Origin of the sequence: Nonomuraea sp. NPDC049158 (genome assembly GCF_040648335.1) — a bacterium.
Lineage (GTDB): Bacteria > Actinomycetota > Actinomycetes > Streptosporangiales > Streptosporangiaceae > Nonomuraea.
The window spans coordinates 339,265-359,982 of sequence record NZ_JBEZDM010000002.1 but is presented as its reverse complement, the minus strand read 5'-3'; the positions used below and the strand labels follow the sequence as shown (position 1 = coordinate 359,982).

Annotated in this window: 21 protein-coding genes and 1 tRNA gene; 12 read left to right on the top strand and 10 right to left on the bottom strand. The window is 69.8% G+C overall.

Going from position 1 to position 20,718, the window contains the following annotated elements:
- Nucleotides 1–39: 39 nt before the first annotated feature.
- Both AB0B61_RS05840 and AB0B61_RS05835 read right to left on the bottom strand, forming a co-directional pair.
- Nucleotides 40–2,505 (bottom strand): hypothetical protein, encoded by a 2,466-nt coding sequence (locus tag AB0B61_RS05840; protein ID WP_358428570.1) that lies wholly within the window; start codon nt 2,503–2,505, stop codon nt 40–42.
- 13 nt (nt 2,506–2,518) lie between these two features.
- Complete coding sequence (locus tag AB0B61_RS05835) at nt 2,519–3,097, bottom strand: GNAT family protein (RefSeq protein ID WP_358428567.1); 579 nt, start codon at nt 3,095–3,097, stop codon at nt 2,519–2,521.
- 107 nt (nt 3,098–3,204) lie between these two features.
- On the opposite strand from AB0B61_RS05835, the gene AB0B61_RS05830 reads away from it, so the two are divergent.
- Genes AB0B61_RS05830 through AB0B61_RS05820 form a run of 3 tightly spaced genes read left to right on the top strand, consistent with a single transcriptional unit; the run spans nt 3,205 to nt 6,667 of the window.
- Complete coding sequence (locus AB0B61_RS05830) at nt 3,205–4,407, top strand: acyl-CoA dehydrogenase family protein (protein WP_358428564.1); 1,203 nt, start codon at nt 3,205–3,207, stop codon at nt 4,405–4,407.
- 11 nt (nt 4,408–4,418) lie between these two features.
- Nucleotides 4,419–5,579, top strand: a complete 1,161-nt coding sequence (locus AB0B61_RS05825) for an acyl-CoA dehydrogenase family protein (RefSeq protein WP_358429325.1) — start codon at nt 4,419–4,421, stop codon at nt 5,577–5,579.
- Complete coding sequence (locus AB0B61_RS05820; protein ID WP_358428561.1) at nt 5,576–6,667, top strand: acyl-CoA dehydrogenase family protein; 1,092 nt, start codon at nt 5,576–5,578, stop codon at nt 6,665–6,667. Before AB0B61_RS05825 ends, AB0B61_RS05820 begins: the two co-directional genes overlap by 4 nt.
- Here the strand turns inward: AB0B61_RS05820 and AB0B61_RS05815 are convergent.
- Nucleotides 6,626–7,216, bottom strand: a complete 591-nt coding sequence (locus tag AB0B61_RS05815) for a TetR/AcrR family transcriptional regulator (RefSeq protein ID WP_358428558.1) — start codon at nt 7,214–7,216, stop codon at nt 6,626–6,628. The two genes, AB0B61_RS05820 and AB0B61_RS05815, sit on opposite strands and share 42 nt — an antisense overlap.
- A 170-nt stretch (nt 7,217–7,386) precedes the next feature.
- Here AB0B61_RS05815 and AB0B61_RS05810 point away from each other — a divergent pair, with 170 nt between their 5' ends.
- Complete coding sequence (locus AB0B61_RS05810; protein ID WP_358428555.1) at nt 7,387–8,151, top strand: nuclease-related domain-containing protein; 765 nt, start codon at nt 7,387–7,389, stop codon at nt 8,149–8,151.
- Here the strand turns inward: AB0B61_RS05810 and AB0B61_RS05805 are convergent.
- Both AB0B61_RS05805 and AB0B61_RS05800 read right to left on the bottom strand, forming a co-directional pair.
- Nucleotides 8,148–9,509, bottom strand: coding sequence for a VWA domain-containing protein (locus AB0B61_RS05805; RefSeq protein ID WP_358428552.1), 1,362 nt, complete (start codon nt 9,507–9,509; stop codon nt 8,148–8,150). The genes AB0B61_RS05810 and AB0B61_RS05805 overlap by 4 nt on opposite strands.
- Entirely contained in the window at nt 9,506–10,342 is an 837-nt protein-coding gene (locus AB0B61_RS05800) for a MoxR family ATPase (protein ID WP_357643945.1), read from the bottom strand. The genes AB0B61_RS05805 and AB0B61_RS05800 overlap by 4 nt, the downstream gene beginning before the upstream one ends.
- A 100-nt stretch (nt 10,343–10,442) precedes the next feature.
- Between AB0B61_RS05800 and AB0B61_RS05795 the strand changes: the two genes are divergently transcribed.
- Nucleotides 10,443–10,516 (top strand) — tRNA-Lys (locus AB0B61_RS05795).
- A 143-nt stretch (nt 10,517–10,659) separates the two neighbouring features.
- Here the strand turns inward: AB0B61_RS05795 and AB0B61_RS05790 are convergent.
- Nucleotides 10,660–11,157: a universal stress protein gene (locus AB0B61_RS05790; protein ID WP_358428548.1), complete on the bottom strand. Its 498-nt coding sequence runs from the start codon at nt 11,155–11,157 to the stop codon at nt 10,660–10,662.
- Between the two features lie 39 nt (nt 11,158–11,196).
- A complete protein-coding gene (locus tag AB0B61_RS05785; protein ID WP_358428545.1) occupies nt 11,197–12,627 on the bottom strand; it encodes an MFS transporter in 1,431 nt (476 codons plus the stop codon).
- A 351-nt stretch (nt 12,628–12,978) separates the two neighbouring features.
- Here AB0B61_RS05785 and AB0B61_RS05780 point away from each other — a divergent pair, with 351 nt between their 5' ends.
- The 4 genes from AB0B61_RS05780 to AB0B61_RS05765 are packed head-to-tail and all read left to right on the top strand — an operon-like array spanning nt 12,979 to nt 16,729.
- Complete coding sequence (locus tag AB0B61_RS05780) at nt 12,979–13,260, top strand: metal-sensitive transcriptional regulator (RefSeq protein ID WP_357956311.1); 282 nt, start codon at nt 12,979–12,981, stop codon at nt 13,258–13,260.
- Nucleotides 13,261–13,280: 20 nt separating this feature from the next.
- Nucleotides 13,281–13,493, top strand: a complete 213-nt coding sequence (locus AB0B61_RS05775) for a cation transporter (RefSeq protein ID WP_357956308.1) — start codon at nt 13,281–13,283, stop codon at nt 13,491–13,493.
- Nucleotides 13,490–14,464 carry a hypothetical protein gene (locus AB0B61_RS05770; RefSeq protein ID WP_358428542.1) on the top strand — a complete coding sequence of 325 codons (975 nt, stop codon included), beginning with the start codon at nt 13,490–13,492 and terminating at the stop codon, nt 14,462–14,464. The genes AB0B61_RS05775 and AB0B61_RS05770 overlap by 4 nt, the downstream gene beginning before the upstream one ends.
- A gap of 21 nt (nt 14,465–14,485) precedes the next feature.
- Entirely contained in the window at nt 14,486–16,729 is a 2,244-nt protein-coding gene (locus AB0B61_RS05765; protein WP_358428539.1) for a heavy metal translocating P-type ATPase, read from the top strand.
- Nucleotides 16,730–16,800: 71 nt separating this feature from the next.
- Here AB0B61_RS05765 and AB0B61_RS05760 read toward each other — a convergent pair whose 3' ends face one another.
- The 3 genes from AB0B61_RS05760 to AB0B61_RS05750 all read right to left on the bottom strand — a co-directional run bounded on the left by AB0B61_RS05760 (nt 16,801) and on the right by AB0B61_RS05750 (nt 18,248).
- Nucleotides 16,801–17,019, bottom strand: a complete 219-nt coding sequence (locus tag AB0B61_RS05760; RefSeq protein WP_357956304.1) for a hypothetical protein — start codon at nt 17,017–17,019, stop codon at nt 16,801–16,803.
- A gap of 168 nt (nt 17,020–17,187) precedes the next feature.
- On the bottom strand, nt 17,188–17,724 hold the full coding sequence (locus AB0B61_RS05755) for a hypothetical protein (protein ID WP_358428536.1): 537 nt from the start codon (nt 17,722–17,724) through the stop codon (nt 17,188–17,190).
- A gap of 386 nt (nt 17,725–18,110) precedes the next feature.
- On the bottom strand, nt 18,111–18,248 hold the full coding sequence (locus AB0B61_RS05750) for a hypothetical protein (RefSeq protein WP_358428534.1): 138 nt from the start codon (nt 18,246–18,248) through the stop codon (nt 18,111–18,113).
- Between the two features lie 293 nt (nt 18,249–18,541).
- Between AB0B61_RS05750 and AB0B61_RS05745 the strand changes: the two genes are divergently transcribed.
- Genes AB0B61_RS05745 through AB0B61_RS05735 form a run of 3 tightly spaced genes read left to right on the top strand, consistent with a single transcriptional unit; the run spans nt 18,542 to nt 20,566 of the window.
- A complete protein-coding gene (locus tag AB0B61_RS05745) occupies nt 18,542–19,750 on the top strand; it encodes a tetratricopeptide repeat protein (RefSeq protein ID WP_358428531.1) in 1,209 nt (402 codons plus the stop codon).
- 13 nt (nt 19,751–19,763) lie between these two features.
- Nucleotides 19,764–20,246: an NUDIX domain-containing protein gene (locus AB0B61_RS05740; RefSeq protein WP_357956294.1), complete on the top strand. Its 483-nt coding sequence runs from the start codon at nt 19,764–19,766 to the stop codon at nt 20,244–20,246.
- Complete coding sequence (locus tag AB0B61_RS05735; RefSeq protein WP_358428528.1) at nt 20,246–20,566, top strand: cyclic-phosphate processing receiver domain-containing protein; 321 nt, start codon at nt 20,246–20,248, stop codon at nt 20,564–20,566. The genes AB0B61_RS05740 and AB0B61_RS05735 overlap by 1 nt, the downstream gene beginning before the upstream one ends.
- Nucleotides 20,567–20,718 lie beyond the last annotated feature (152 nt).

The following is a 20,718-nucleotide window of genomic DNA, read 5'->3' as shown; positions in this document are numbered from 1 at the left end:
GTACCGAGGCATGCGAGCACCCGCACATGGTGGGGTGAGCTAGCACACCGGTCGATACGGCACCTCGGACAGATATCGGTCCCAATCAGTCTGGGACAGCCCTCCGTATCGGCCGCAGATCGACGCCGCCGACCCGGCCGGGTCCGGGGGTGGGGTCGCGTGGGCGAGGTCGATGGTGAGGACCGTGCCGTGGCCGGCCAGTACGCGGAGCCAGCGTCCGCCCGGCGCCAGGGCGGCCTGGACGGGACGGTCGGCACCGGCGGCCGGGACCTGGCGATCCGTGAGGCGGGTGGCGTCCGCGACGCGCCAGACCCGGACGCGGTCGCTGTCCGTGCTGGCCAGGAGCTGGCCGTCGGCGCTGAAGGTGAGGGTGCCAGGAGAGGGCCGGAGCCGGGCGGGGAGCACGGGCACGCCGTCCAGCGTGTAGATCTGCACCCCGGTCTCCTCGGCGATCGCCACCCGTTCACCCTCAGGACTGAACGCCGTGTACTCCCACGGCATCCGGTCCAGCCACGGCGTCGGCGTACGGGCGCCATGACCGGACAGGCGGACGACCTCCGAGCGCGTCCCCGCGAACACCAGCGCCACCTTGTCGTGCGGCCCCACCACCACGTACTGGCCGACGAACGCGGCCCGGCCGGTCCGCAGGTTCCAGGCCCATCGCTCGCCTGACTGGCGGGCCGCGGCGAACAGCAGCCCGCCCCCCGGACTGAACCACGCCGCCTGCTGCCCCGGCGCGCCCAGCCCCCGGCCGAAGGGTGGTCCCACGCCCGCGCCCGAAGTCGTGTCCCAGAGGTACGAGCGGTCGACGCCGACGAGCGCCAGCGTCCGGCCGTCGGGGGACCAGGCCAGCGCCCGTACGCTCTGGGCAGGACCGGCGGTCATGGCCAGCTGCCTGCGGGAAAGGGGGTCGTACACCCGGATTGTCCCGTCGGTCAGCGCGGCCAGCCGGGTGCCGTCGTCGCTGAGGGCATCGAGCGAGTGCGGACCGCCGTACGGGTCGGCGAACACGTCCACCGCCGGATCAGCCGCCGAGTCCGCCAGCGCGGCACGGGCCTCCGCGACCGGGGCCAGGCGCCAGGCGGCCAGGCTCAGCCTGCGCGCCGTCACCGGGTCGGCCGCCCGCAGCGCCCGCGCCCTGGACGCCGCCACCCTCGCCATCGCCTGGTCGAGCCGCCCGTCGGCGCTGCCGTCGTGCCAGACGGCGACGACGATCGCCGCCAGGACCGCCACCAGCGTCACCGACGCCAGGGCCGCCATGGTCCGCCGCCGACCGCGTGCGCGGCCGCGTACCAGCGCGCGTCCGCCGTCCAGGAACGCCTGCTCGGCGGCGCTCAGCGTCACGCGCCGCCGCCCGCTCGCCGCCCACGCCAGCGCCCTGTCCAGGTCGTCCTCCTGGAACAGGTCGGTCTCCCGCCGCCCGCCCGACTCCCACCGCCGCGCCGCGCTGGTCAGGTCGCGGTGTACGGCGAGGCCGTCGCGTTCGGCGTCCAACCACTCGTGCAGGCGCGGCCAGGCCCGCAGGAGGGCCGCGTGGGCGATGACCACCCCGTCGGCGTTGGTGCCGCTCTGGTCGATCAGCCCCGCTTCCGTGTACGCCCTGAGGACCCGGTCCATGCCGGCCTGTTCCGGAGGGCGGCCGGTGACCAGCTCGCTGCGGGTGGCGCGACGGCGGGTGTCGGTGCCGTCGGCCGCCATGCCGACCAGGCGCAGGAACACCTCGGGCACCAGGTCCTGGTCCGCGCGGCTGAGCTGGAGGTAGAGGCGTTCCGCCCGCGCGCCCAGCGGCGGGTCGTCCACCGGTTCGGGCGGGAGCAGGCGCCCCTGCTGTGACTGCGGCACGTCGAGCAGGGACAGCAGCAGCTGATGCGCGCTCGGCCGCCGGTCCGGATCCCGGCGGAGCGCCGCCAGCACAAGCTCTCGAAGCGGCCGATCGAACCGGTCAAGCAGCCGCTCAGACCGCCCAGGCTGAGTGGGCTGGCCCGGCGATGGGTCCAGGCCGTCGGGTGGTGCGGGGCCGTACGCCGCGAACACCAACAGCCTGCCCCAGTCCCGCACATCCCCCGGCGGCCCGCTCCCGTCAGCCGCGGCCCCGAGCCCGACCAGCCGCGGCCCCTCCGCCCCCAGGACGACCCGGTCCGGCGTGAGCCCCCCGTGCACCGCCCCGGCCTCGTGGATCGCCGCCAGCGCCGTCGCCGTGGCCGCCGCCAGCCGGTACAGGTCGTCCCCGCCGTACGGCCCCCGCCGCCCGACCACCTCCGCCAGCGTCGGCCCGGGGACGTACTCGCTGACCAGATACGGCGCGTCCCCGTCGAGACAGGCGTCCACCACCCGCGCGACGCACAGCGACCGCACCTGCAGGGCCGCCTTGACATGGCCCCGGGGCCGCGAAAAAAGCAAGGGGAGGCGGGTGAGCGCATATCGAGTGCCCGACTCGTCGTAGGCGTCATGGACGGCACCGCCGAGCCGGGAGCCTAACCAGTAGCCCCCCAGCCGGTCAGTCATGCGGCCCTTTCGGCTAACGGATCAGGCGAGCTCGGTGGTCCGGCCACTCCTCTTCGAGGATGCCGAAGTAGACCGTGTCGCGCCACGTGCCGTCCGGCCTCCTGCGCTGGCGGCGCAGCGTCCCCTCGTGCACACCGCCGATGCGCTTGATGGCGTTTTGCGAACGTAGGTTGAGGACGTCCGTCTTGAGCAAGACGCGGTTGTAGCCCAGCTTGTCGAAAGCGTGGTCGATGAGCAACACCTTGCAGGCGGTGTTGACGGCAGTACGCCAGACCGTCCGGCCGTACCAGGTCCAGCCGATCTCGATGCTCTTCTCGAACCCGGGCACGTCGCCGTACGTGGTCCAGCCGACGGCCAGCCCCGACGACCTGAGCACGACCGCGAACGGGATGTGCTTGTCGTCCGAGATGAGGCCCTGAGCGAGCTCCGCCAGCTCCGGCTCCGCCTGCGGCGGCTTGGCGGGCATCCAGCGCCAGACCTCCTCATCCCCGCCCCCGGCCAGGAACAGGTCGGGAATGTGGGCCATGGTCAGCGGCTCAAGGCGGACGACGTCGTTCTCGAGCACCACAGGGGAGGGCAGGTTCGCGGTCATAGCGGTCACCCTAAAAGAAGATCCGGATCGCCTTTACGGCCACATGCGCCGGTTTATCGGCGACCACCTGTCGACACTCATACCGGCCGGTCGGTAGGCTCCGGGGTATGGACTTCGCCTTCGACAGTGTCACCGAGGACCTGCGTGAGCGCCTGCTGCTCTTCATGGACGAATGCGTCTATCCGGCCGAAGCCGCCTTCGAGGAGCAGGCCGCGACCAGCGGATGGGGCTCCCCGCCGCTCGTCGCCGACCTCAAGGACGAGGCCAGGAAGCGCGGCCTGTGGAACCTGTTCCTGCCGGGAGAGCACGGCGGGGGGCTGACGAACCTGCAGTACGCGCCGCTGGCCGAGATCATGGGCCGCAGCCCCAACCTCGCCCCGGTGGCCACCAACTGCGCCGCGCCCGACACCGGCAACATGGAGGTCCTCTCCATGTTCGGCAACGAGTGGCAGCGCAAGGAGTGGCTGCGGCCGCTGCTCGACGGGGAGATCCGCTCGGCGTTCGCGATGACCGAGCCCGACGTGGCCTCCTCCGACGCCACGAACATCGCCACCTCCATCGCCCGCGACGGCAACGAGTACGTCATCAACGGCCGCAAGTGGTTCATCTCCGGCGCGATGAACCCCGCCTGCAAGATCTTCATCCTCATGGGCAAGACCAACCCCGACGCGCCCAAGCATCGCCAGCAGAGCATGGTCCTGGTGCCGCGTGACACGCCCGGTATGCGGATCAAGCGCGGCATGCACGTGTTCGGCTACAGCGACGCCGACCACGGTGGCCACGCCGAGATCGTGTTCGAGGACGTACGGGTGCCGGTCGACAACCTGATCGGCGAGGAGGGCGGCGGCTTCGCGATCGCCCAGGCCAGGCTCGGGCCGGGCCGTATCCACCACTGCATGCGGCTGATCGGCATGGCCGAGCGCGCGGTCGAGCTGATGTGCCGCCGCGCGCTGGCGCGTACGACGTTCGGCAAGCCCGTCGCGCAGCAAGGCGTAATCCAGGAGTGGATCGCCGAGTCCCGCATCCGGATCGAGCAGTTGCGGCTGCTCGTGCTCAAGACGGCCTGGCTCATGGACACCGTCGGCAACCAGGGCGCCCACACCGAGATCCAGGCCATCAAGATCTCGACCCCGATCGCCGTGGAATGGATCCTCGACAAGGCGATCCAGGTGCACGGCGCGGGCGGCGTCTCGCAGGACTTCCCCCTGGCGGGGCTCTGGGCGGGAGCCAGGTCGCTGCGCCTGGCCGACGGCCCCGACGAGGTGCACAAGCGCTCACTCGCCTACCGCGAACTGAAGAGGTACATGTGAACGAGGCGGAGATCAACGAGAAGGAGATCAAGGAGCGCGTCGACGCGCTCCTCGGCGCCAGTGATCCGAAGAATCGGCTGGAGTTCCTGCGGGCCAGGTTCGATGCCGGGCTGGCCTGGGTCTGGTTCCCCGAAGGGCTCGGCGGGCTGGGCGTGTCGCGGGACCTGCAGCAGGTCGTCGAGCGGGAGCTCGCCGACACGCCGCAGCTCAACACCGGCGTGCAGGGCATCGGCCTGGGCATGGCGGCGCCGACGGTCCTGGCGTTCGGCACCGAGGAGCAGCGGCGCCGCTTCCTGCGGCCGCTGTGGACCGGTGAGGAGATCTGGTGCCAGCTCTTCAGCGAGCCGGGCGCCGGGTCCGACCTGGCGACGCTGGCCACCAGGGCGGTCAGGGACGGCGACGAGTGGGTCGTCGACGGCCAGAAGGTCTGGACCTCCGGCGCGCACCACGCCCGGTGGGCGATCCTCGTCACCCGTACCGACCCGGATGTGCCCAAGCACCGCGGCATGACGTACTTCATCTGCGACATGCACGCGCCGGGCGTCGAGGTGCGCCCGCTGCGGCAGATCACGGGGGAGGCCGAGTTCAACGAGGTGTTCCTGACCGGCGTGCGGCTCTCCGACGACCTGCGGCTCGGTGAGGTCGGCGACGGCTGGCGGGTCGCCCAGACCACGTTGATGAACGAGCGCGTCGCCATCGGCGGCGCTCCCGTACGACGTGGCGGCGGCATGATCGGGCCGGTGCTCGACACCTGGCGCGAGCACCCCGAGCTGCGCACGCACGACCTGCACCAGCGGCTGCTGTCGCTGTGGGTCGAGGCGGAGGTGACCCGCCTGTCCGGAGTACGGCTGCGCGAACAGCTCGTCGCCGGCCACCCCGGTCCTGAGGGGTCGGGCATGAAGCTGTCGTTCGCCAAGCTGAACCAGGAGCTGTCGGGCCTCGACATCGAGCTCAGGCGCGAGCTCGGCTACGACGACTGGACCTTCCGCCGATCGGAGGACCTCGACTTCTACGGGCGTGGCGCCGGCTACCGCTACCTGCGCGCCAAGGGCAACTCGATCGAGGGCGGCACCTCGGAGATCCTGCGCAACATCATCTCCGAACGGGTGCTCGGCCTGCCCTCAGAACCCCGCGTCGACAAGGACGTCCCTTGGAAGGACCTGCCACGATGACCCTGCTGTACTCGGAGGTCGAGGAGGAACTGCGCGCCGCCGTGCGCGGGGTGCTCGCCGACCGCTGTCCGCCCGCCGCGGTGCTCAAGCGGGTGGAGTCCGACCCCTACGACCTCGACCTGTGGAAGACGCTGGCGGGGGAGATCGGGGTGGCGGGCCTGCTCATTCCCGAGCAGTACGGCGGAGCGGGCGCGTCGGCCCGCGAGGCCGGTGTCGTGCTGGAGGAGCTCGGCCGGGGTGTCGCGCCGGTGCCGTTCTTCACCAGCGCCGTGCTGGCCACCCAGGCGCTGCTGGCGACGGGCTCGGCCGATCTGCTGGGCGGGTTGGCGGAGGGGCGGACGACCGCGGCCCTGGTGGTGTCGTTCGCCGCCTCGCCGTACCGGCCGGGGCGGGGCTCGTCGGTGAGCCTGGACGGCGGGACGCTGTCCGGGACCGTGTCCGCGGTCGCGGGGGCGGAGGTGGCCGACGTGCTGCTGGTGCCGGTCGGCGGTGAGCTGTACGCGGTCGAGGCCGCCGACGCCGCCGTCCGGGTCGTACCGTCGCTGGACCTGACCCGGCCGGTCGCGACGGTCACCTTCTCGGCGGCGCCCGCGCGGTCGCTGGGCCCGTGTGACCTGGCCGAGGTGCTGCGGTCCGGCGCGGGGCTGCTCGCCTCCGAGCAGCTCGGGGTGGCGGAGTGGTGCCTGGACACCACACTCGCCTACGTCAAGGAGCGCCACCAGTTCGCCCGCCCGGTCGGCTCGTTCCAGGCGATCAAGCATCGGCTGGCCGATCTCTGGCTCGACGTGGTCAGGGCGCGGGCCGCCGCCCGTGCCGCGGCCGGTGACGACTCGGCCGTGACGGTCGCCGTGGCCCAGGCGTGGAACGCGGGTGTGGCCGTACACGCGGCTGAGGAGGCCCTGCAGCTGCACGGCGGGATCGGGATGACCTGGGAGCACCCCCTGCACCTCTACCTCAAGCGCGCCAAAGCCACAGAGACGGCACTCGGCACGCCTGGCGACCACCGGGAGGCGCTGGCCTCACTGGCCGACGTGCCGGCGCCGGCCTCACTCGCCGATGTGCCCGGCCCCGAGCGAGGTCAGCAGTAGGTCGGCGAAGTGCTTGCCCACCTGGGCGCCGGTGAGCGGTCCGTCCGTGTGGAACCAGCTGCCCAGGTGGTGCACCGAGCCGAAGAAGTAGTCGACGACCAGCTCGGCCGGGACGCGTTCGCTGAACAGCCCCTCGCGCTGGCCCTCGATCACCAGGTCGCGGAAGCGCTCGTGGTAGCGGCGGCGCTCGGCGCGTACGGTCTTGCGCGTCTCGGGCGCCAGCAGATGCATCGAGCGGAAGAAGATCTTGGAGTCGTCGAGGTTCGCGGTGGTGGTCTCGATGACGTCGGCCGCCGCCGCGTGCAGCCGCTCGGCGACCGTCCCGGGGCCGTCGGCGATGTGGGTCAGGCGCTCCATCTGCATGCGCAGCACGCGCGCGTAGATCTCGTGCAGCAGATCATCTTTGGAGTCGAAATAGTGGTACATGGCGCCCTTGGTGACGCCGGCGGCCACGACGATCTCCTGCACGGAGGCGCCCTCGAAGCCCCGCTCCGCGAACAGCCGGGTCGCCTCGCTCAGCAGCCTCCTGCGTACCGGTTCTTCCTTCACGTGTCACAGCATACCGACTGGTCGGTTGATGGACTTCCCGCAGGTGCTATTTCCGTCACCTTAGGGTCCCCTTGCTTCCGTTGGGGTCAGGTGGGGTATTAATTGACTCAGCGAGGGATCTTCGGCGTGGCAGATCCTGATGGTTCAGCGACTCATTGGGGGAGTTTGCCGTGCCTGGTGGCTCGATCTACGTGCAGCAGGACGAGAAGTTCACTGGGGCCTCGCCTCAGTGGTACTACGAGAAGTTCTGGCGGGAGGACGCCAACAACCGCAAGCGATCAAGGATGATCAAGGCGGGCGTGGGCTTCGTGGCCGGCATCGGCCTGGCGATCCGGTTCGACCTGGCGCTCGTCGCCTTCTACGGCGTCGCCCTCGCGGGCATCGTGGCCGGCGTCGACTGGTTCATCGCCTGGCGCTCCTTCCACGCGACCGCGGTCTGGCGCGGCCGGCGGCGCGGTGAGGTGATCACCGGCCGGATGCTCCGCCGCTCGCTCGGCAAGCTCGGCTACAGCGTCCTGGACGGCCGGGCCATCAGGGATCAGGCCTCCATCGACCACCTGGTGATCGGTCCCGGCGGCCTGTGGGCCATCGACAACGAGTCGTGGAGCCCCGACACCGAGATCGCCACCTACAACGGGCGGCTGTTCTTCGGCGAGAAGTACGGCACCAAGGTGGCCAAGTCTCTCGCCGAGACCTCCAACGCCTTCGCCGAGCTGCTGACCCGCGAGACCGGCATCCCGGTGACGATCACGCCGCTGCTCGCCGTGCACTGCGGCCTGCTGCCGCGCGGCGGCCAGGTCACGGCGGAGGGCCTCACACTGCTCAAGCCGAGCCTGGCGGCCCGGCGCATCAAGGCGACCGCCGGCGAGGTGCTCGACGAGCAGCAGATCGAGCTGCTCACCCGCACCGCCGCCCGGGAGCTCCAGCGCGCTTAGGCCAGGTCCTGGATGAACGCGCTGAGCTGCGCGACGTTGCGGCACTCGTACATCGGCACGACCGCGTCGTAGTCGGTGGCGATGGAGTCGCCCGTGTCCCACTGCTGCCGGGGCTCCGGGTTGAGCCAGTAGGCGTGGCGGGCCTTCGCGGCCAGGGCGCGCAGGGTGTCGACGGCGGCCGGCTGGTAGTTGGAGCGGGCGTCGCCGAGGATCAGCAGCGAGGTCTTGGGGCCGATCGCGTCGCCGTAGCGCTCGGCGAAGCGCTCGAAGGAGTGGCCGTAGTTCGTGCGCCCGAAGCGCACCATGTCCGCCTCGTTGGCCAGCCGGGTCATCGCCTCCACCACGTCCGCGCCGGGGACGAAGAAGCGGGTGATCTCGTCGACGGTGTCCACGAACCCGAACGCCCGTACCTTGGTGAACTGCTCCCGCAGCGCGTACGTGAGCAGCAGCGTGAAGTGCGCGAACGACGAGACCGAGTCGCTGGTGTCGCAGAGGATCACCAGCTCGGGCTTGTGCGGCCGGGGCGGCTTGAAATGGGTGGTCAGCGGCACGCCGCCGCTCTGTAGCGAGGCCCGCATGGTGCGCCGGAAGTCGAGCCGCCCGCGCCGCCCCTTCCTGTGCTTGATCGTCAGCCTGGCCGCCAGACGCCTGGCCAGCGGGTAGACCTCGCGCCGCAGCCTGGCCAGGTCCGCCTTGGTGATGCGCAGGAAGTCGAGCTGGTCGAGCGGGGGGCGTACGGCCGAGCGGGCGATGCGTTCGACGCCGGAGTCCTCGGCGATCCGGCGGCGTACGTCGGTGGCGACCGCCTCCTCGAAGCGTTTGATGCCGGAGTTCACCCGCTGGCGGGCGGTCTTCTCGGCCAGGCCGCCGCGCTCCTGGCCGGCCAGGACCTCCTGGAGGATCCGGGCCATGAGCGTCTCGGGGGACAGGGCGCGCAGGACGCTGTAGGAGAACCAGTTCTGGCGGCCGGGACCCGCCGGCTGGCGGCCGTACCGCCCGACCATGGCCCTGGCGAACTCCCGCATCTCGGCCTCGCCGCCCCTGGTCAGCAGCCTGGCCAGCTGGTCACGCAGCTCGCTGAGCTCGGCGGTGTCACTCTTTACCGAGCGTTCGTCGTAGAGACCGGTCGTAGATGACGGGAACCACAGGTCGAACAGCATGTCGAACCCGGGACGGTACCCCGGCTTCTTGACCAGCGTCGCCGCGTAGGCGGCGCGCAGCGACTCGCGCTCGGTCAGGTCGATCACCCGCAGCGCCCGCGCCGCGTCGAGCCCCTCGGCCAGCGACACGGGCAGCCCCGCCTCGCGCAGCGCGTGCACGAACCCGACATGCCTGTCGACCAGCGAGGTGTCACTCATGAGGGCAGCCCGAGCTCCTTGACCGCGCGAGCATGATCGGAGGCGTGCTTGAGCACCACGCCCAGCGTGCCGGCCACCGTCGGCTCGTCCAGCTCGTCGCGCCCGAGCGCGAGCAGCGTGTTGGCCCAGTCGACCGTCTCCGCCACCGACGGCGCCTTCTTCAGCTCCATGGCCCGCAGCGTGGCGACGGTCCTGGCCAGCTGCTCGGCCAGGTCCGCGCGGATCGTCGGCACCTGGCTGAGCACGATGTCGCGCTCGCGTTCGGGCGTCGGGTATTCGATGTGCAGATACAGGCAGCGCCGCTTGAGCGCCTCGGACAGCTCGCGGGTCGCGTTCGAGGTCAGCACGACGTACGGCTTGCGGACCGCGCTGATCGTGCCCAGCTCCGGGATCGTCACCTGGAAGTCCGACAGGAGCTCCAGCAGCAGCCCCTCGACCTCCACATCCGCCTTGTCCGTCTCGTCGATGAGCAGCACGGTCGGCACCCCGGCCCTGATCGCCTTGAGCAGCGGCCGCTCCAGCAGGAACTCCTCGCTGAAGATGTCGTCATCGGCACTCGTGGCCTGGATGCGCAGGAGCTGCTTCTTGTAGTTCCACTCGTACAGGGCCCTGGCCTCGTCGAGCCCCTCATAGCACTGCAACCTGACCAGCTGTGCGCCGGTCGCCTGCGCCACGGCCTTGGCCAGCTGCGTCTTGCCCACCCCCGCGGGGCCCTCGACCAGCAGCGGCTTGCCGAGGGCGGCGGCGAGGAACACCGAGGTGGAGATGGCGTCGTCGGAGAGATAGTCAACGGCGGCGAGCCGCTCGGTCACGTCGGCGGGCGAGTCGAACATCGATGCTCCTGTCTGCTTGCCGAACTTTATTCTAGCGGTTGGCGGACAGGTGATACCGATTCGACCAGGATGCGGAGTGCCGGTATATTCCTCTCTGCAAGCGCCGCTAGCTCAGTTGGTTAGAGCAGCTGACTCTTAATCAGCGGGTCCGGGGTTCGAGTCCCTGGCGGCGCACCGCACGGAAACCCCAGCTCACCTGTTGAGCTGGGGTTTCGCGTTTTTCATATAGCTCTGGCCGAGCCGGGGTGCTCCCATGGTTGCTCGGTGGTGCTTCTCCCGGCTCCCTGGAACGGAGAGCCGGGAGAAGGGCAGGCGTCTCAGCGAACGGCGCGATGCCGAGTGTGGCGACGGGCGTCCGCGAGCGGCTTGGACGGGATGACCAGTGTGGGCCTGCCCGAGGTGTGGACCACGTGGGTGGAGGTGCTCCCGGCGACAAGTGCCCGTAATCCTTGCCGGCCTCGTGAGCCGATCACGATGAGCGAGGCGTCGATCTCCTCCGCGACATCGGCGATGGCGTCGGCGACGGTCTCCTCGGGGATCGAGGCGACCCGCGGTTCGGCCTTCAGCCCGAGTCCGCGGGCGAGATCCGCGCCTTCGGTGGCCAGTCGTTCGGAGGCGTCGAGGGTCTTGTCGTCGAAGTCGCGCAGCTCTTCCAGAGCGGGGTGGCCTTCCAGGTGCGCGGCGAGGCTCTCCAGTGGCTGCCGGGCGTAGAGGACCACGGCGGGGGCGCCGGGAAAGAGCCGGGCGGTCTCTTCGAGCGCATGGCGGGCGCCGGATGAGCCGTCGTAAGCGATGAGGATCGGTGCGGTGGTCATGGGTTACTCCTTGAAAGCGGGGCTCAGAGAGCAAGGTGGTCAGTGGCCGCTGTGCGCTGTGGCGGGCTCGGACGCGGCCGGTTCGGTGCGGTGGGTGCGCAGCGTCAGCCCGGCGAGCAGGGTGCCGACGGCGGCGATGCCGGCGGCGCCGATGAAGGCGGAGGAGAAGCCGTTGGTCAGGGCGGGCAGGTTGCCGAGTTGTCCGGCGCCGTTGGCGGCGGCGACGGCGGTCATGGCGGCCAGGCCGAGGGCCGAGCCGACCTGGTAGCTGGTGTTGACGATGCCGGAGGCGAGGCCGCCTTCCTCGGGGCGGGCGGAGGAGATGGCGGTGCCGAGTGAGGGGATGAAGGCCAGGGACATGCCGAGGGCGGCGACGAGGCTGGCGGGCAGCACGTCGGTGGCGAAGCTGCCGTTCGAGCTGATCAGGGACAGCCACCCCATACCTGCGGCGAGCAGGGCCAGGCCGGCCACGGTGGTCGCCTTGGGGCCGAAGCGGCCGATCGCGCGGGGTGCCAGGACGATCATGCCGACCATGATGAGGACGGTCATCGGCACCAGCGCCGCGCCGCTCGGGAAGGCGCTGTAGCCGAGGACCTGCTGCAGGTAGAGGTTGAGGAAGAACCACATCGGGATCCACGCGCCGCCGAGCAGCAGCTGGGTCAGGTTGGCGGCGGAGAGGTTCGGAGCGCGGAAGATCGACAGCCGCATGAGCGGTTCGCGGCGGCGGGCCTGGATGACGACGAAGCCGCCGAGCAGGGCCACGGCGCCGGCCAGCACGAGCCAGGTCTGCGCCGAGCCCCAGCCGATCTCAGGTGCCCGGACGATGGCGTACACGGCGGAGCCGAGGCCGGCGGTGACGGTCAGCGCGCCGACCACGTCAATGGAGCCGCGCTGGGACTGTACGGCGGGCATCACCGGCTTGTTGGCCAGCAGGACCACGATGGCGATGGGGATGTTGATGTAGAAGACCCAGGGCCAGCTCAGGTATTCGGTGATGACGCCGCCGAGGAAGACGCCGGCGGTGCCGCCCGCCGGGGCGGCGGCGCCGTACAGGGCCATGGCCTTGGTGAGTTCCCGGGGGTCGTGGCCGAAGAGCATCATGAGCAGGGTGAGGGCGGACGGCGCGATCAGGGCGGCGCCGGCGCCCTGGATCACGCGGCCGGCCAGCTCCACCCACACCTCGGGGGCGATGCCGGCGACGAGCGAGCCGGCCAGCAGGATGACCCAGCCGGCGCCGAACACGCGGCGGGCGCCGAACAGGTCGGACAGCCGGCCGCCGAGCAGCAACAGGCCGCCGAACGCGACGACGTAGGCGTTGAAGACCCACGACAGGCTCTCCTGGGAGAAGCCCAGGTCCTCCTGGATGCGGGGGAGGGCCACGCCGATGATCGACGTGTCCATGATGACGATGAACTGGGCGGTGGCGATCAGCGCCAGGGCGGCCCAGCGCCGGGGAGATGGAGCGGACATCAGCAGTTCTCCATGCGATACGGGGGTAGGGTATGCGATTCGCAAACGTTTCCGCGATTCGTGTGTGACTGGGGGTGCCGCTGGCTTAATGAATACCACCGGGGGGTATATGTCAAGCGCCGGCTTCTTGCCGGCGTCGAAGTGCGACGAGGGCGATCGCCGCTGATGGAAGCACCAGGGCGAACGGCCGCGCCGCTCCCGCCGACGATCACGCGATCGAATGGACGCCTGCGCATCACATGTGGCATCTCATCCTCCCGGATTTCGTCGGCCTTGGTGGGCTTCTGTTGTCCGGAATACTATAGGGGGGTATGGTGTTAACCCCGGCGACGAAGGATGGGAGGTCCGGACATGGCCGGATACGGCGGAACCAAGAAGGATCACGCGATGCGGTTGCGCCGCGTCGAGGGGCAGGTCCGCGGCCTGCAGCGCATGGTCGAAGACGACAAATACTGCATCGACATCCTCACTCAGGTGTCCGCGGCGACCAGTGCGCTGAAGTCGTTCTCCCTGTCGCTGCTGGAGGAGCACCTGGCCCACTGCGTCGCCGAGGCCACGCGGAAGGGCGGCCCGGAGGCCGACGCGAAAGTCAAGGAAGCCGCCGACGCCATCGCCAGACTTGTCCGTTCCTGATCGACCTTAAGGAGACCGATATGAGCACTGCCACCTACACCGTCAAGGGCATGACCTGCGGCCACTGCGTCAGCTCGGTCAAAGAAGAGGTCAGCGAAGTGGCCGGCGTGACCAACGTCGAGGTGGACCTGGCCACCGGACTGCTGACCGTTGACAGCGACGACTCCATTGACCCGGCGAAGATCGTCGCCGCGGTCGAGGAAGCCGGATACGAAGTGGCGAATCAGTCGTGAACACCGCAGCCAAACTCGGCGCCTACGTCCTGGGGCTGGCCGTCGTCTTCGGCGGCGCCCTTGGGGCGGGCAAGGCGGTAGGGCCGGTCGGAGCGCCTCCGGCCGAGGATCACAGCGCCATGACGGCGCCCACCACGAGCACGAGCGCGGGCCACGACCAGCACGCCACCCAGCAGGCCAAAAGCGATACCCCTGGGGGGCTCCAAGTGTCCGAGAACGGTTACACCCTCGTCCCACTCACCGAGGCGCTCAAGCCCGGTGAGCCCACAGACTTCCAATTCACCGTGACCGGCCCCGACGGCAAGCCGGTCACCGACTACAAGGTCGAGCACGACAAGAAACTCCACTTCATCGTGGTCTCCCGCGACCTGGGCGCCTTCCAGCACCTGCACCCCACTGAGGCGGGCAACGGCGTGTGGTCGGTCAAGCTGACGCTGCCGGACGCGGGCACGTACCGAGCCTTCGCCGACTTCTCACCGGTCGGCGGTGAAGCCCTGACACTGGGCACCGACCTGGCGGCGGCGGGTGACTACGAGCCCAAGGCTCTGCCCGGGGAGAGCCGCACGGCGACGGTCGACGGATACACCGTCACCCTTGACGGAGACCTGGCCCCCGGGCAGTCGAGCAAGCTCACGTTGAAGGTCACCAAGGACGGCAAGCCGGTCACCGACCTGCAGCCCTACCTCGGCGCCTACGGTCACCTGGTGGCCCTGCGCGCCAAGGACCTGGCCTACCTTCACGTCCACCCGGACGGTGAGCCCGGCGACGGCAAGACCCCGGCAGGCCCCGAGATCGTCTTCTACGCCGAGGTGCCCAGCACCGGCGACTACCGGCTGTTCCTGGACTTCCAGCACGACGGCGAGGTCCGTACCGCGGACTTCACCCTTGGCGCCGGCGAGCAGTCCGCCCTCCCCAAGGCGACTCCGACGGCCACCCCCAGCGGCCACGGCGCTGATGGCCACGGCCACTGAGCGAGAGAAAGGGGCACGGTGATGACTTCGGTCACCGATGACCGGCAGAACGCGGTCGAACTCTCGATCGGCGGCATGACCTGCGCCTCGTGCGCCAACCGCATCGAGCGCAAGCTGAACAAGATGGACGGCGTGACCGCCACGGTCAACTACGCCACGGAGAAGGCGAAGGTGACCTTCCCCGATGGCGTGGATCCGCAGCAGTTGATCGCGGAGGTGGAGAAGAGCGGCTACACGGCCGCGCTCCCCGCCCCACCCAAGACGGAGGGGGCGCAGGCGGGCGCGCAAGAGCCGGAGGACGAACTCCGACCCCTGCGCAACCGCCTCATCACCTCCGTGGTGCTGGCTGTGCCCGTGATCGCGATGGCGATGATCCCGCCGCTGCAGTTCACCAACTGGCAGTGGCTGTCGCTGGTGCTGGCCGCGCCGGTGGTGGTGTACGCGGGCTGGCCCTTCCACAAGGCGGCCTGGACCAACCTCCGGCACGGCGCCGCCACGATGGACACGCTGATCTCGATCGGTACGCTGGCCGCGCTCGGCTGGTCGCTGTGGGCGCTGTTCTTCGGCACGGCCGGCACGCCGGGCATGACGCACCCGTTCGCGTTCACCATCGAGCGCACCGACGGCACCGGCAACATCTACCTCGAGGCCGCGGCCGGGGTCACGGCGTTCATCCTGGCGGGACGCTATTTCGAGTCCCGCTCCAAGCGGCGGGCCGGGGCGGCGTTGCGGGCGTTGCTGGAGCTCGGTGCCAAGGACGTCGCGGTGTTGCGCGACGGCGTGGAGACCCGGATTCCCGCCGACCAGCTGACGGCCGGGGACCGGTTCGTCGTACGGCCGGGCGAGAAGATCGCCACGGACGGCGTCATCGAGGAGGGCACGTCGGCGGTCGACGCCTCCATGCTGACCGGTGAGTCCGTGCCGGTCGAGGTTCGGGTGGGCGACGCGGTCACCGGCGCCACCGTGAACGCCGGCGGCCGGCTCGTCGTACGGGCGACCCGGGTGGGCGCCGACACCCAACTCGCCCAGATGGCCAAGCTGGTGGAGGAGGCCCAGACCGGCAAGGCGGCCGTGCAACGGCTGGCCGACCGCATCTCCGGCATCTTCGTCCCGATCGTGATCGCGCTGGCCATCGGCACGCTCGGCTTCTGGCTGGGCACCGGCGACGGCGTGGGCGCGGCCTTCACCGCCGCGGTCGCGGTGCTGATCATCGCCTGCCCGTGCGCGCTCGGCCTGGCCACGCCGACCGCCCTGCTGGTCGGCACCGGCCGGGGTGCCCAGCTCGGGATCCTGATCAAGGGTCCGGAAGTGCTGGAGTCCACCCGCAAGATCGACACCGTGGTGCTGGACAAGACCGGCACGGTCACCGAGGGCCGCATGACCCTCACCGATGTCCACGTCGCCGATGGCGAGGACGAGGCCAAGGTGCTGCGCCTGGCCGGGGCGCTGGAGCACGCCTCTGAGCACCCGATCGCCCGGGCCATCGCCAAGGGCGCCGCGGACCGGGTCGGCGAACTGCCCACGCCGGAAGACTTCGCCAACGTCGAAGGACTCGGAGTGCAGGGCATCGTGGACGGTCACGCGGTGCTGGTCGGCCGGCCCCGGTTGCTGGAGGAGTGGTCCCAGCACCTGCCCGCCGATCTGGAGCGGGAGCTGCACGCCGCACAGGCCGCCGGTCGCACGGCCGTCGCGGTCGGGTGGGACGGACAGGCCCGTGCCGTGCTGGTGGTGGCCGACGTGGTCAAGTCGACCAGCCAGGAGGCCATCACCCAGCTCCGCGCGCTCGGTCTCACGCCGGTTCTGCTGACCGGTGACAACGACGCCGTGGCCCGTACGGTGGCGGCCGAGGTGGGCATCGACGAGGTGATCGCCGAGGTGCTGCCCGCCGACAAGGTGGACGTGGTCAAGAAGCTGCAGGCCGAGGGCCGGGTCGTGGCCATGGTCGGCGACGGGGTCAACGACGCCGCCGCGCTGGCCCAGGCCGACCTCGGGCTGGCGATGGGCACCGGCACCGACGCCGCGATCGAGGCGAGCGACCTCACGCTGGTACGCGGCGACCTGCGGGTGGCCGCCGACGCGATCCGGTTGTCCCGGCGCACGCTGTCCACCATCAAGGGCAACCTGTTCTGGGCGTTCGCCTACAACGTGGCCGCCCTTCCGCTGGCGGCGCTGGGTCTGCTCAACCCGATGATCGCCGGCGCCGCGATGGCGTTCTCCAGCGTCTTCGTGGTGAGCAACAGCCTCCGGCTGCGCCGCTTCAAGTAAGAACCGCATCGACATGGCTCCGAGCAGCGCTGCTCGGAGCCATTTCGATGCGCTCGGTGTGGTGCTGCCGCCTACGGCTGGTAGATGGTCCGGAAGGTGGCGCCGCTGTCCACCGACTCGTAGACCATGCCGTTCATGGCAGCGGCCAGGAGATGCTCGGCGGACACCGCCGTGAAGGCGACGGGTCGCATGGGCAGGCGTCCCCCTGGCTGCCAGGTCGCTCCCGGGTCGGTGCTGCTCCGCACCTGCCCGTCAGGGTTCACGCCGACCAGACCTTTCTCGCCGGTCACGTCCAGGAACGTACTTAACGACTTCGGTCCGCGATTCGGGGGGCTAATGCCTCGGCTTCTGCGCCACTACCTTGCCTTCCGGGTATCACGTAAACCTACTTGGGTCCGTCCTGCCCTTATCCTTGCGCTCAAGGAGGGCCAGCCTGATTTCAGCAGGCTGGGCCTCCCCTAAGACACCAGGAGCCGCAACGCCTCAGGCTGCACCTCCTCGACCGGGTCGGGCAGGGCGAGGTCAGCCCACACGAAATGGCCGAGCGCGTCACTCCCGCACGCACCCGTCGTCACCGCCAACTCCGCCACGATCGCCAGACCGCGTCCGCTGAGCGCGACCCCCGCCAGATCCTCCAGGCCTTCGAGATCGTCGTCCAGGGTGGGCTCGTGAGAGCACGGGGTGGGCTCTCCGATCAGCCACCCCGCTCCGCCCAGATCGACGACACCGACCCGCACCAGCGTCCCGAAGGCCAGCTCCACGCCGAACCAGCCCCCCGGCCGCCCCGAACGCGTGTAGAGCACGCTGTTGTTGGCTAGCTCGTTCACAACTAGACCGGCGTCGTCCTCGCGGCCGGTGCCGGTGAACAGTTCCTCCACCAGCTTGCGCGCCCGACGCACCTGCTCGGGTACGCCCGCGAACGTGTAGCGGAGCACACCAGGCGGAGCGGCGGCCCGCCAAGCATTCGCCGAGGCTCCGGTGGTTGTGTTGTGCATGGGTTCTCCCTTGTTCGGGTGCCGACCGCCGGGCGGCGGCCGGAAGATCAAGACTCCGCCCGCTCCAGCAGGCGCCGATATGGGGTCCGCCGCCATCGTGGTCACCTCTTACCGGCCGCCTCTCTCCCACGTTCGGCTGGCGCCGCTCCCTGACGTCTCACCCCGGGAAGGGGCGATCGTCACTGCCGATGTTGCTCGGCCCCGGTAGCGGCGCGGAGGTGTCACCTTTAGCACCCGCCTAGGAGGATCGGACCGCCCCCTGAGGCGTGTGGATGGCGGGGGCGAACGGGAGCCTCGGGGTCGAGGGTGACGCGGTGACCATCCACGGTGATGCCGGGGATGCGGTTCCAGCGCGGGTCGAACGTCTCGGGCAGCTCGACACTGATCTAGTCGTGGATGGCAGTGGACACTTGGGTTCCTCCGTTCGAGGAGACGAGGTGCTCCCCGAGGAGCTCGGGGACGAGGTCCCTCGGTTGCTTTCGCTCCACACCTGTGACGACGTCGAGGCCGGTCTGAGCGGTCATCAGTCGACTCCTTCCGCGGACGCGTTCTCACGCTCCGTATTGGGGTTGCTGCTAACAGTGGCCCCGCACGAACAGGACCGCTATGGTCGAAGGAGTCGCAGAGCGTTTAATCGGTTTATCCATAGGGAGTTCCGATGGCGAGGCCCCCTGGCCAGCGCTCCCCGAATGACCGGCTGCGGGAGATGATCTCGGCTTCCGGCCTGGGCTATGAGGGAGTTGCTCGCGCCGTCGTGCGTGTCGCTGCGGAGAACGGCGAAGCGCTGCGCACCAACAAGTCGGCCATCGCGCACTGGGTGGCGGGCATCGAGCCGGGTGAACGCACCATCGGCTACCTCGTCGAAGCACTCTCGCGCCGCGCCGGGCGTCCGGTGACCCGCCAGCAACTCGGGTTCTTCGCCGATGAACCGCCAGCGATCGAGGGTACAGAGCCCATCGAGACCGCGACCCTTCTCGGCCGAACCGATGTCGAGAACAGGCGCTATCTCGCTACGGCCGTCTACACCGCCGCCCACGTGAGAACGCCCCTCGACTACGACGCCGAGGCAGTGAGCAGGCTCCTCCGGGCGCGCACAGGACTGTCCCGAGTCGGAGCGGCCGAGGTAGTTGTCGTCCGGCAGATCACCAAGGCGTTCGGCGCGGCCGACGAACGCCTCGGCGGCGGACACGGGCTGTCCACCGTCGCGGCCTACCTTTCCGACACCGTCGCCCCCATACTGTCGGGACGCTTCACCGACGAAGCAACACGACGCGACGCATTCAGCGCCGCAGCCGAACTTGCCTGGCTACTCGGATGGAAACACCACGACCTCAGCCACGAAGGCGCGGCCCAGCGGTATTACCTCACCGGCTTCCAACTCGCCGTCGAAGCCGACCCCGGCGCCCACGCCGCCTGGATGATGCGAGCGATCGCCCACCAAGCACTCAGCTTGACGGAACGCCACCACAGCCGAGATCTCATCGAAGCCGCTCTCAAGCGAGCCGAAGGTCGCTGCGACGGCGCGACCAAGGCGCTCCTACACATCACGCACGCAAGGTCGAACGCGGCACTCGGGGAGAAGGCCGGCGCCGCACGAGCACTTCTCGCGGCAGAAGACGCACTGAGTCGTTCCGGAGATCCGCAGCCCTCGTACTCGCTGCTCATGCGACCGGCCTCGGGAACCGTCGACTCCCACACCGCGAGAACCCTGACCGAGATCGGTGATCACCTCGGCACCGAGGCTCGCCACCGGGCGGCGTTCACCTCCTGGGACCCCGCCGCCTACCCGCGCGTCCATCTACTCACTCACATGGACCTCGGCGACTGCCTCGCCGTCCAAGCACGAGCCGACGAAGCGATCGGAGCCTGGAGCCAGGCACTCGACCTCGCCGAAGGGATGGCGTCGGGCCGCAGCAGGACCGCCCTGGCGGGAATCCGCCCGACCCTCGCCGTCTACAAACACCGAGGCGTCCCTGGAGCAGCCCTACTGGAACAACGCATCCGGCATGCGGCCACCGCCGCATGAAAGGATCGCACCCATGCCCATGCCCGGCACCGCACTGCCCCCCGCACTCGAAGCGCACACCCTCCTCGTTGCCGCCGTCATCATCCACGACCAGGAGCAGAGACGGGTACTGCTCATCCGGCGAGGACGCCAGGCGAAGTTCGCCCCTGACCATTGGGACCTCCCCGTCGGCAAAGCCGGTAAGGGCGAAGTGATCACCCAGACCGCAGTCCGCGAACTCAAGGAGGAAACCGGCCTGGTTGTAGACCCCGCCGACCTCCGCGTGGCCGGTCTGATCCACTGCGCCTGGGGCGTCGAAGCACCGAACGGCTTCGTCACCGTCGTCTTCGTCGCCAGCGAATGGAGCGGCGACCCCTTCAACGCCGAACCACACAACCACGGTGACGTCGCGTGGCATCCGGTCGACGAAGTGCCCGAGGCATTCGTGTCGACCACCCGGACCGCACTGATCAACTACCTCAACAGCGGTCCCATGGTGACCACCGAAGGCTTCTGATGTCGGAATCGCTCATCCTCGGCATCGATGACCTGCGGCCGCTGCCCGGAGCTTCACAGGTCGCCCGCACCAGCAAGGAGGGCATCCGGCTTCTCCAGGAACACCGCGACGGCTTCATCGACGAACTCTGGCTCGACCACGACCTGGGCGGCGACGACAGCATCATGCCTGTCGTGACGCTCCTGGAGGAGGCGGCCTTCAACGGGCAGCCCTTCCATATCGGAGCGATCTTCGTCCACAGCGCCAACCCGATCGGTGCGGAGACGGTCGTCCGCGTCCTTACACGGTGGGACTACCGAGTCCGACGAGCAGTCGCCTGAATCGACGGAGCCGCCCGCTTGCCAGCGTCGTGAAAACCAGGTTGGCCCAGTCCTCTGCGCCCGGTATCGTCCACCGTCCTGACCTTGCGATCGATTGATCACCTCTGGAAGGGGGCAGCGCTCGTGTCCGGTGGAAGCGCAACGACGACCCT

What these genes read in the sequence shown, in the direction of transcription:
- AB0B61_RS05840 (WP_358428570.1), bottom strand. Translation starts at nt 2,505, where the DNA reads ATGACTGACCGGCTGGGGGGCTACTGGTTAGGCTCCCGGCTCGGCGGT.
- AB0B61_RS05835 (WP_358428567.1), bottom strand. Translation starts at nt 3,097, where the DNA reads ATGACCGCGAACCTGCCCTCCCCTGTGGTGCTCGAGAACGACGTCGTC.
- AB0B61_RS05830 (WP_358428564.1), top strand. Translation starts at nt 3,205, where the DNA reads ATGGACTTCGCCTTCGACAGTGTCACCGAGGACCTGCGTGAGCGCCTG.
- AB0B61_RS05820 (WP_358428561.1), top strand. Translation starts at nt 5,576, where the DNA reads ATGACCCTGCTGTACTCGGAGGTCGAGGAGGAACTGCGCGCCGCCGTG.
- AB0B61_RS05805 (WP_358428552.1), bottom strand. Translation starts at nt 9,509, where the DNA reads ATGAGTGACACCTCGCTGGTCGACAGGCATGTCGGGTTCGTGCACGCG.
- AB0B61_RS05800 (WP_357643945.1), bottom strand. Translation starts at nt 10,342, where the DNA reads ATGTTCGACTCGCCCGCCGACGTGACCGAGCGGCTCGCCGCCGTTGAC.
- AB0B61_RS05790 (WP_358428548.1), bottom strand. Translation starts at nt 11,157, where the DNA reads ATGACCACCGCACCGATCCTCATCGCTTACGACGGCTCATCCGGCGCC.
- AB0B61_RS05785 (WP_358428545.1), bottom strand. Translation starts at nt 12,627, where the DNA reads ATGTCCGCTCCATCTCCCCGGCGCTGGGCCGCCCTGGCGCTGATCGCC.
- AB0B61_RS05780 (WP_357956311.1), top strand. Translation starts at nt 12,979, where the DNA reads ATGGCCGGATACGGCGGAACCAAGAAGGATCACGCGATGCGGTTGCGC.
- AB0B61_RS05775 (WP_357956308.1), top strand. Translation starts at nt 13,281, where the DNA reads ATGAGCACTGCCACCTACACCGTCAAGGGCATGACCTGCGGCCACTGC.
- AB0B61_RS05765 (WP_358428539.1), top strand. Translation starts at nt 14,486, where the DNA reads ATGACTTCGGTCACCGATGACCGGCAGAACGCGGTCGAACTCTCGATC.
- AB0B61_RS05755 (WP_358428536.1), bottom strand. Translation starts at nt 17,724, where the DNA reads ATGCACAACACAACCACCGGAGCCTCGGCGAATGCTTGGCGGGCCGCC.
- AB0B61_RS05750 (WP_358428534.1), bottom strand. Translation starts at nt 18,248, where the DNA reads ATGACCGCTCAGACCGGCCTCGACGTCGTCACAGGTGTGGAGCGAAAG.
- AB0B61_RS05740 (WP_357956294.1), top strand. Translation starts at nt 19,764, where the DNA reads ATGCCCATGCCCGGCACCGCACTGCCCCCCGCACTCGAAGCGCACACC.
- AB0B61_RS05735 (WP_358428528.1), top strand. Translation starts at nt 20,246, where the DNA reads ATGTCGGAATCGCTCATCCTCGGCATCGATGACCTGCGGCCGCTGCCC.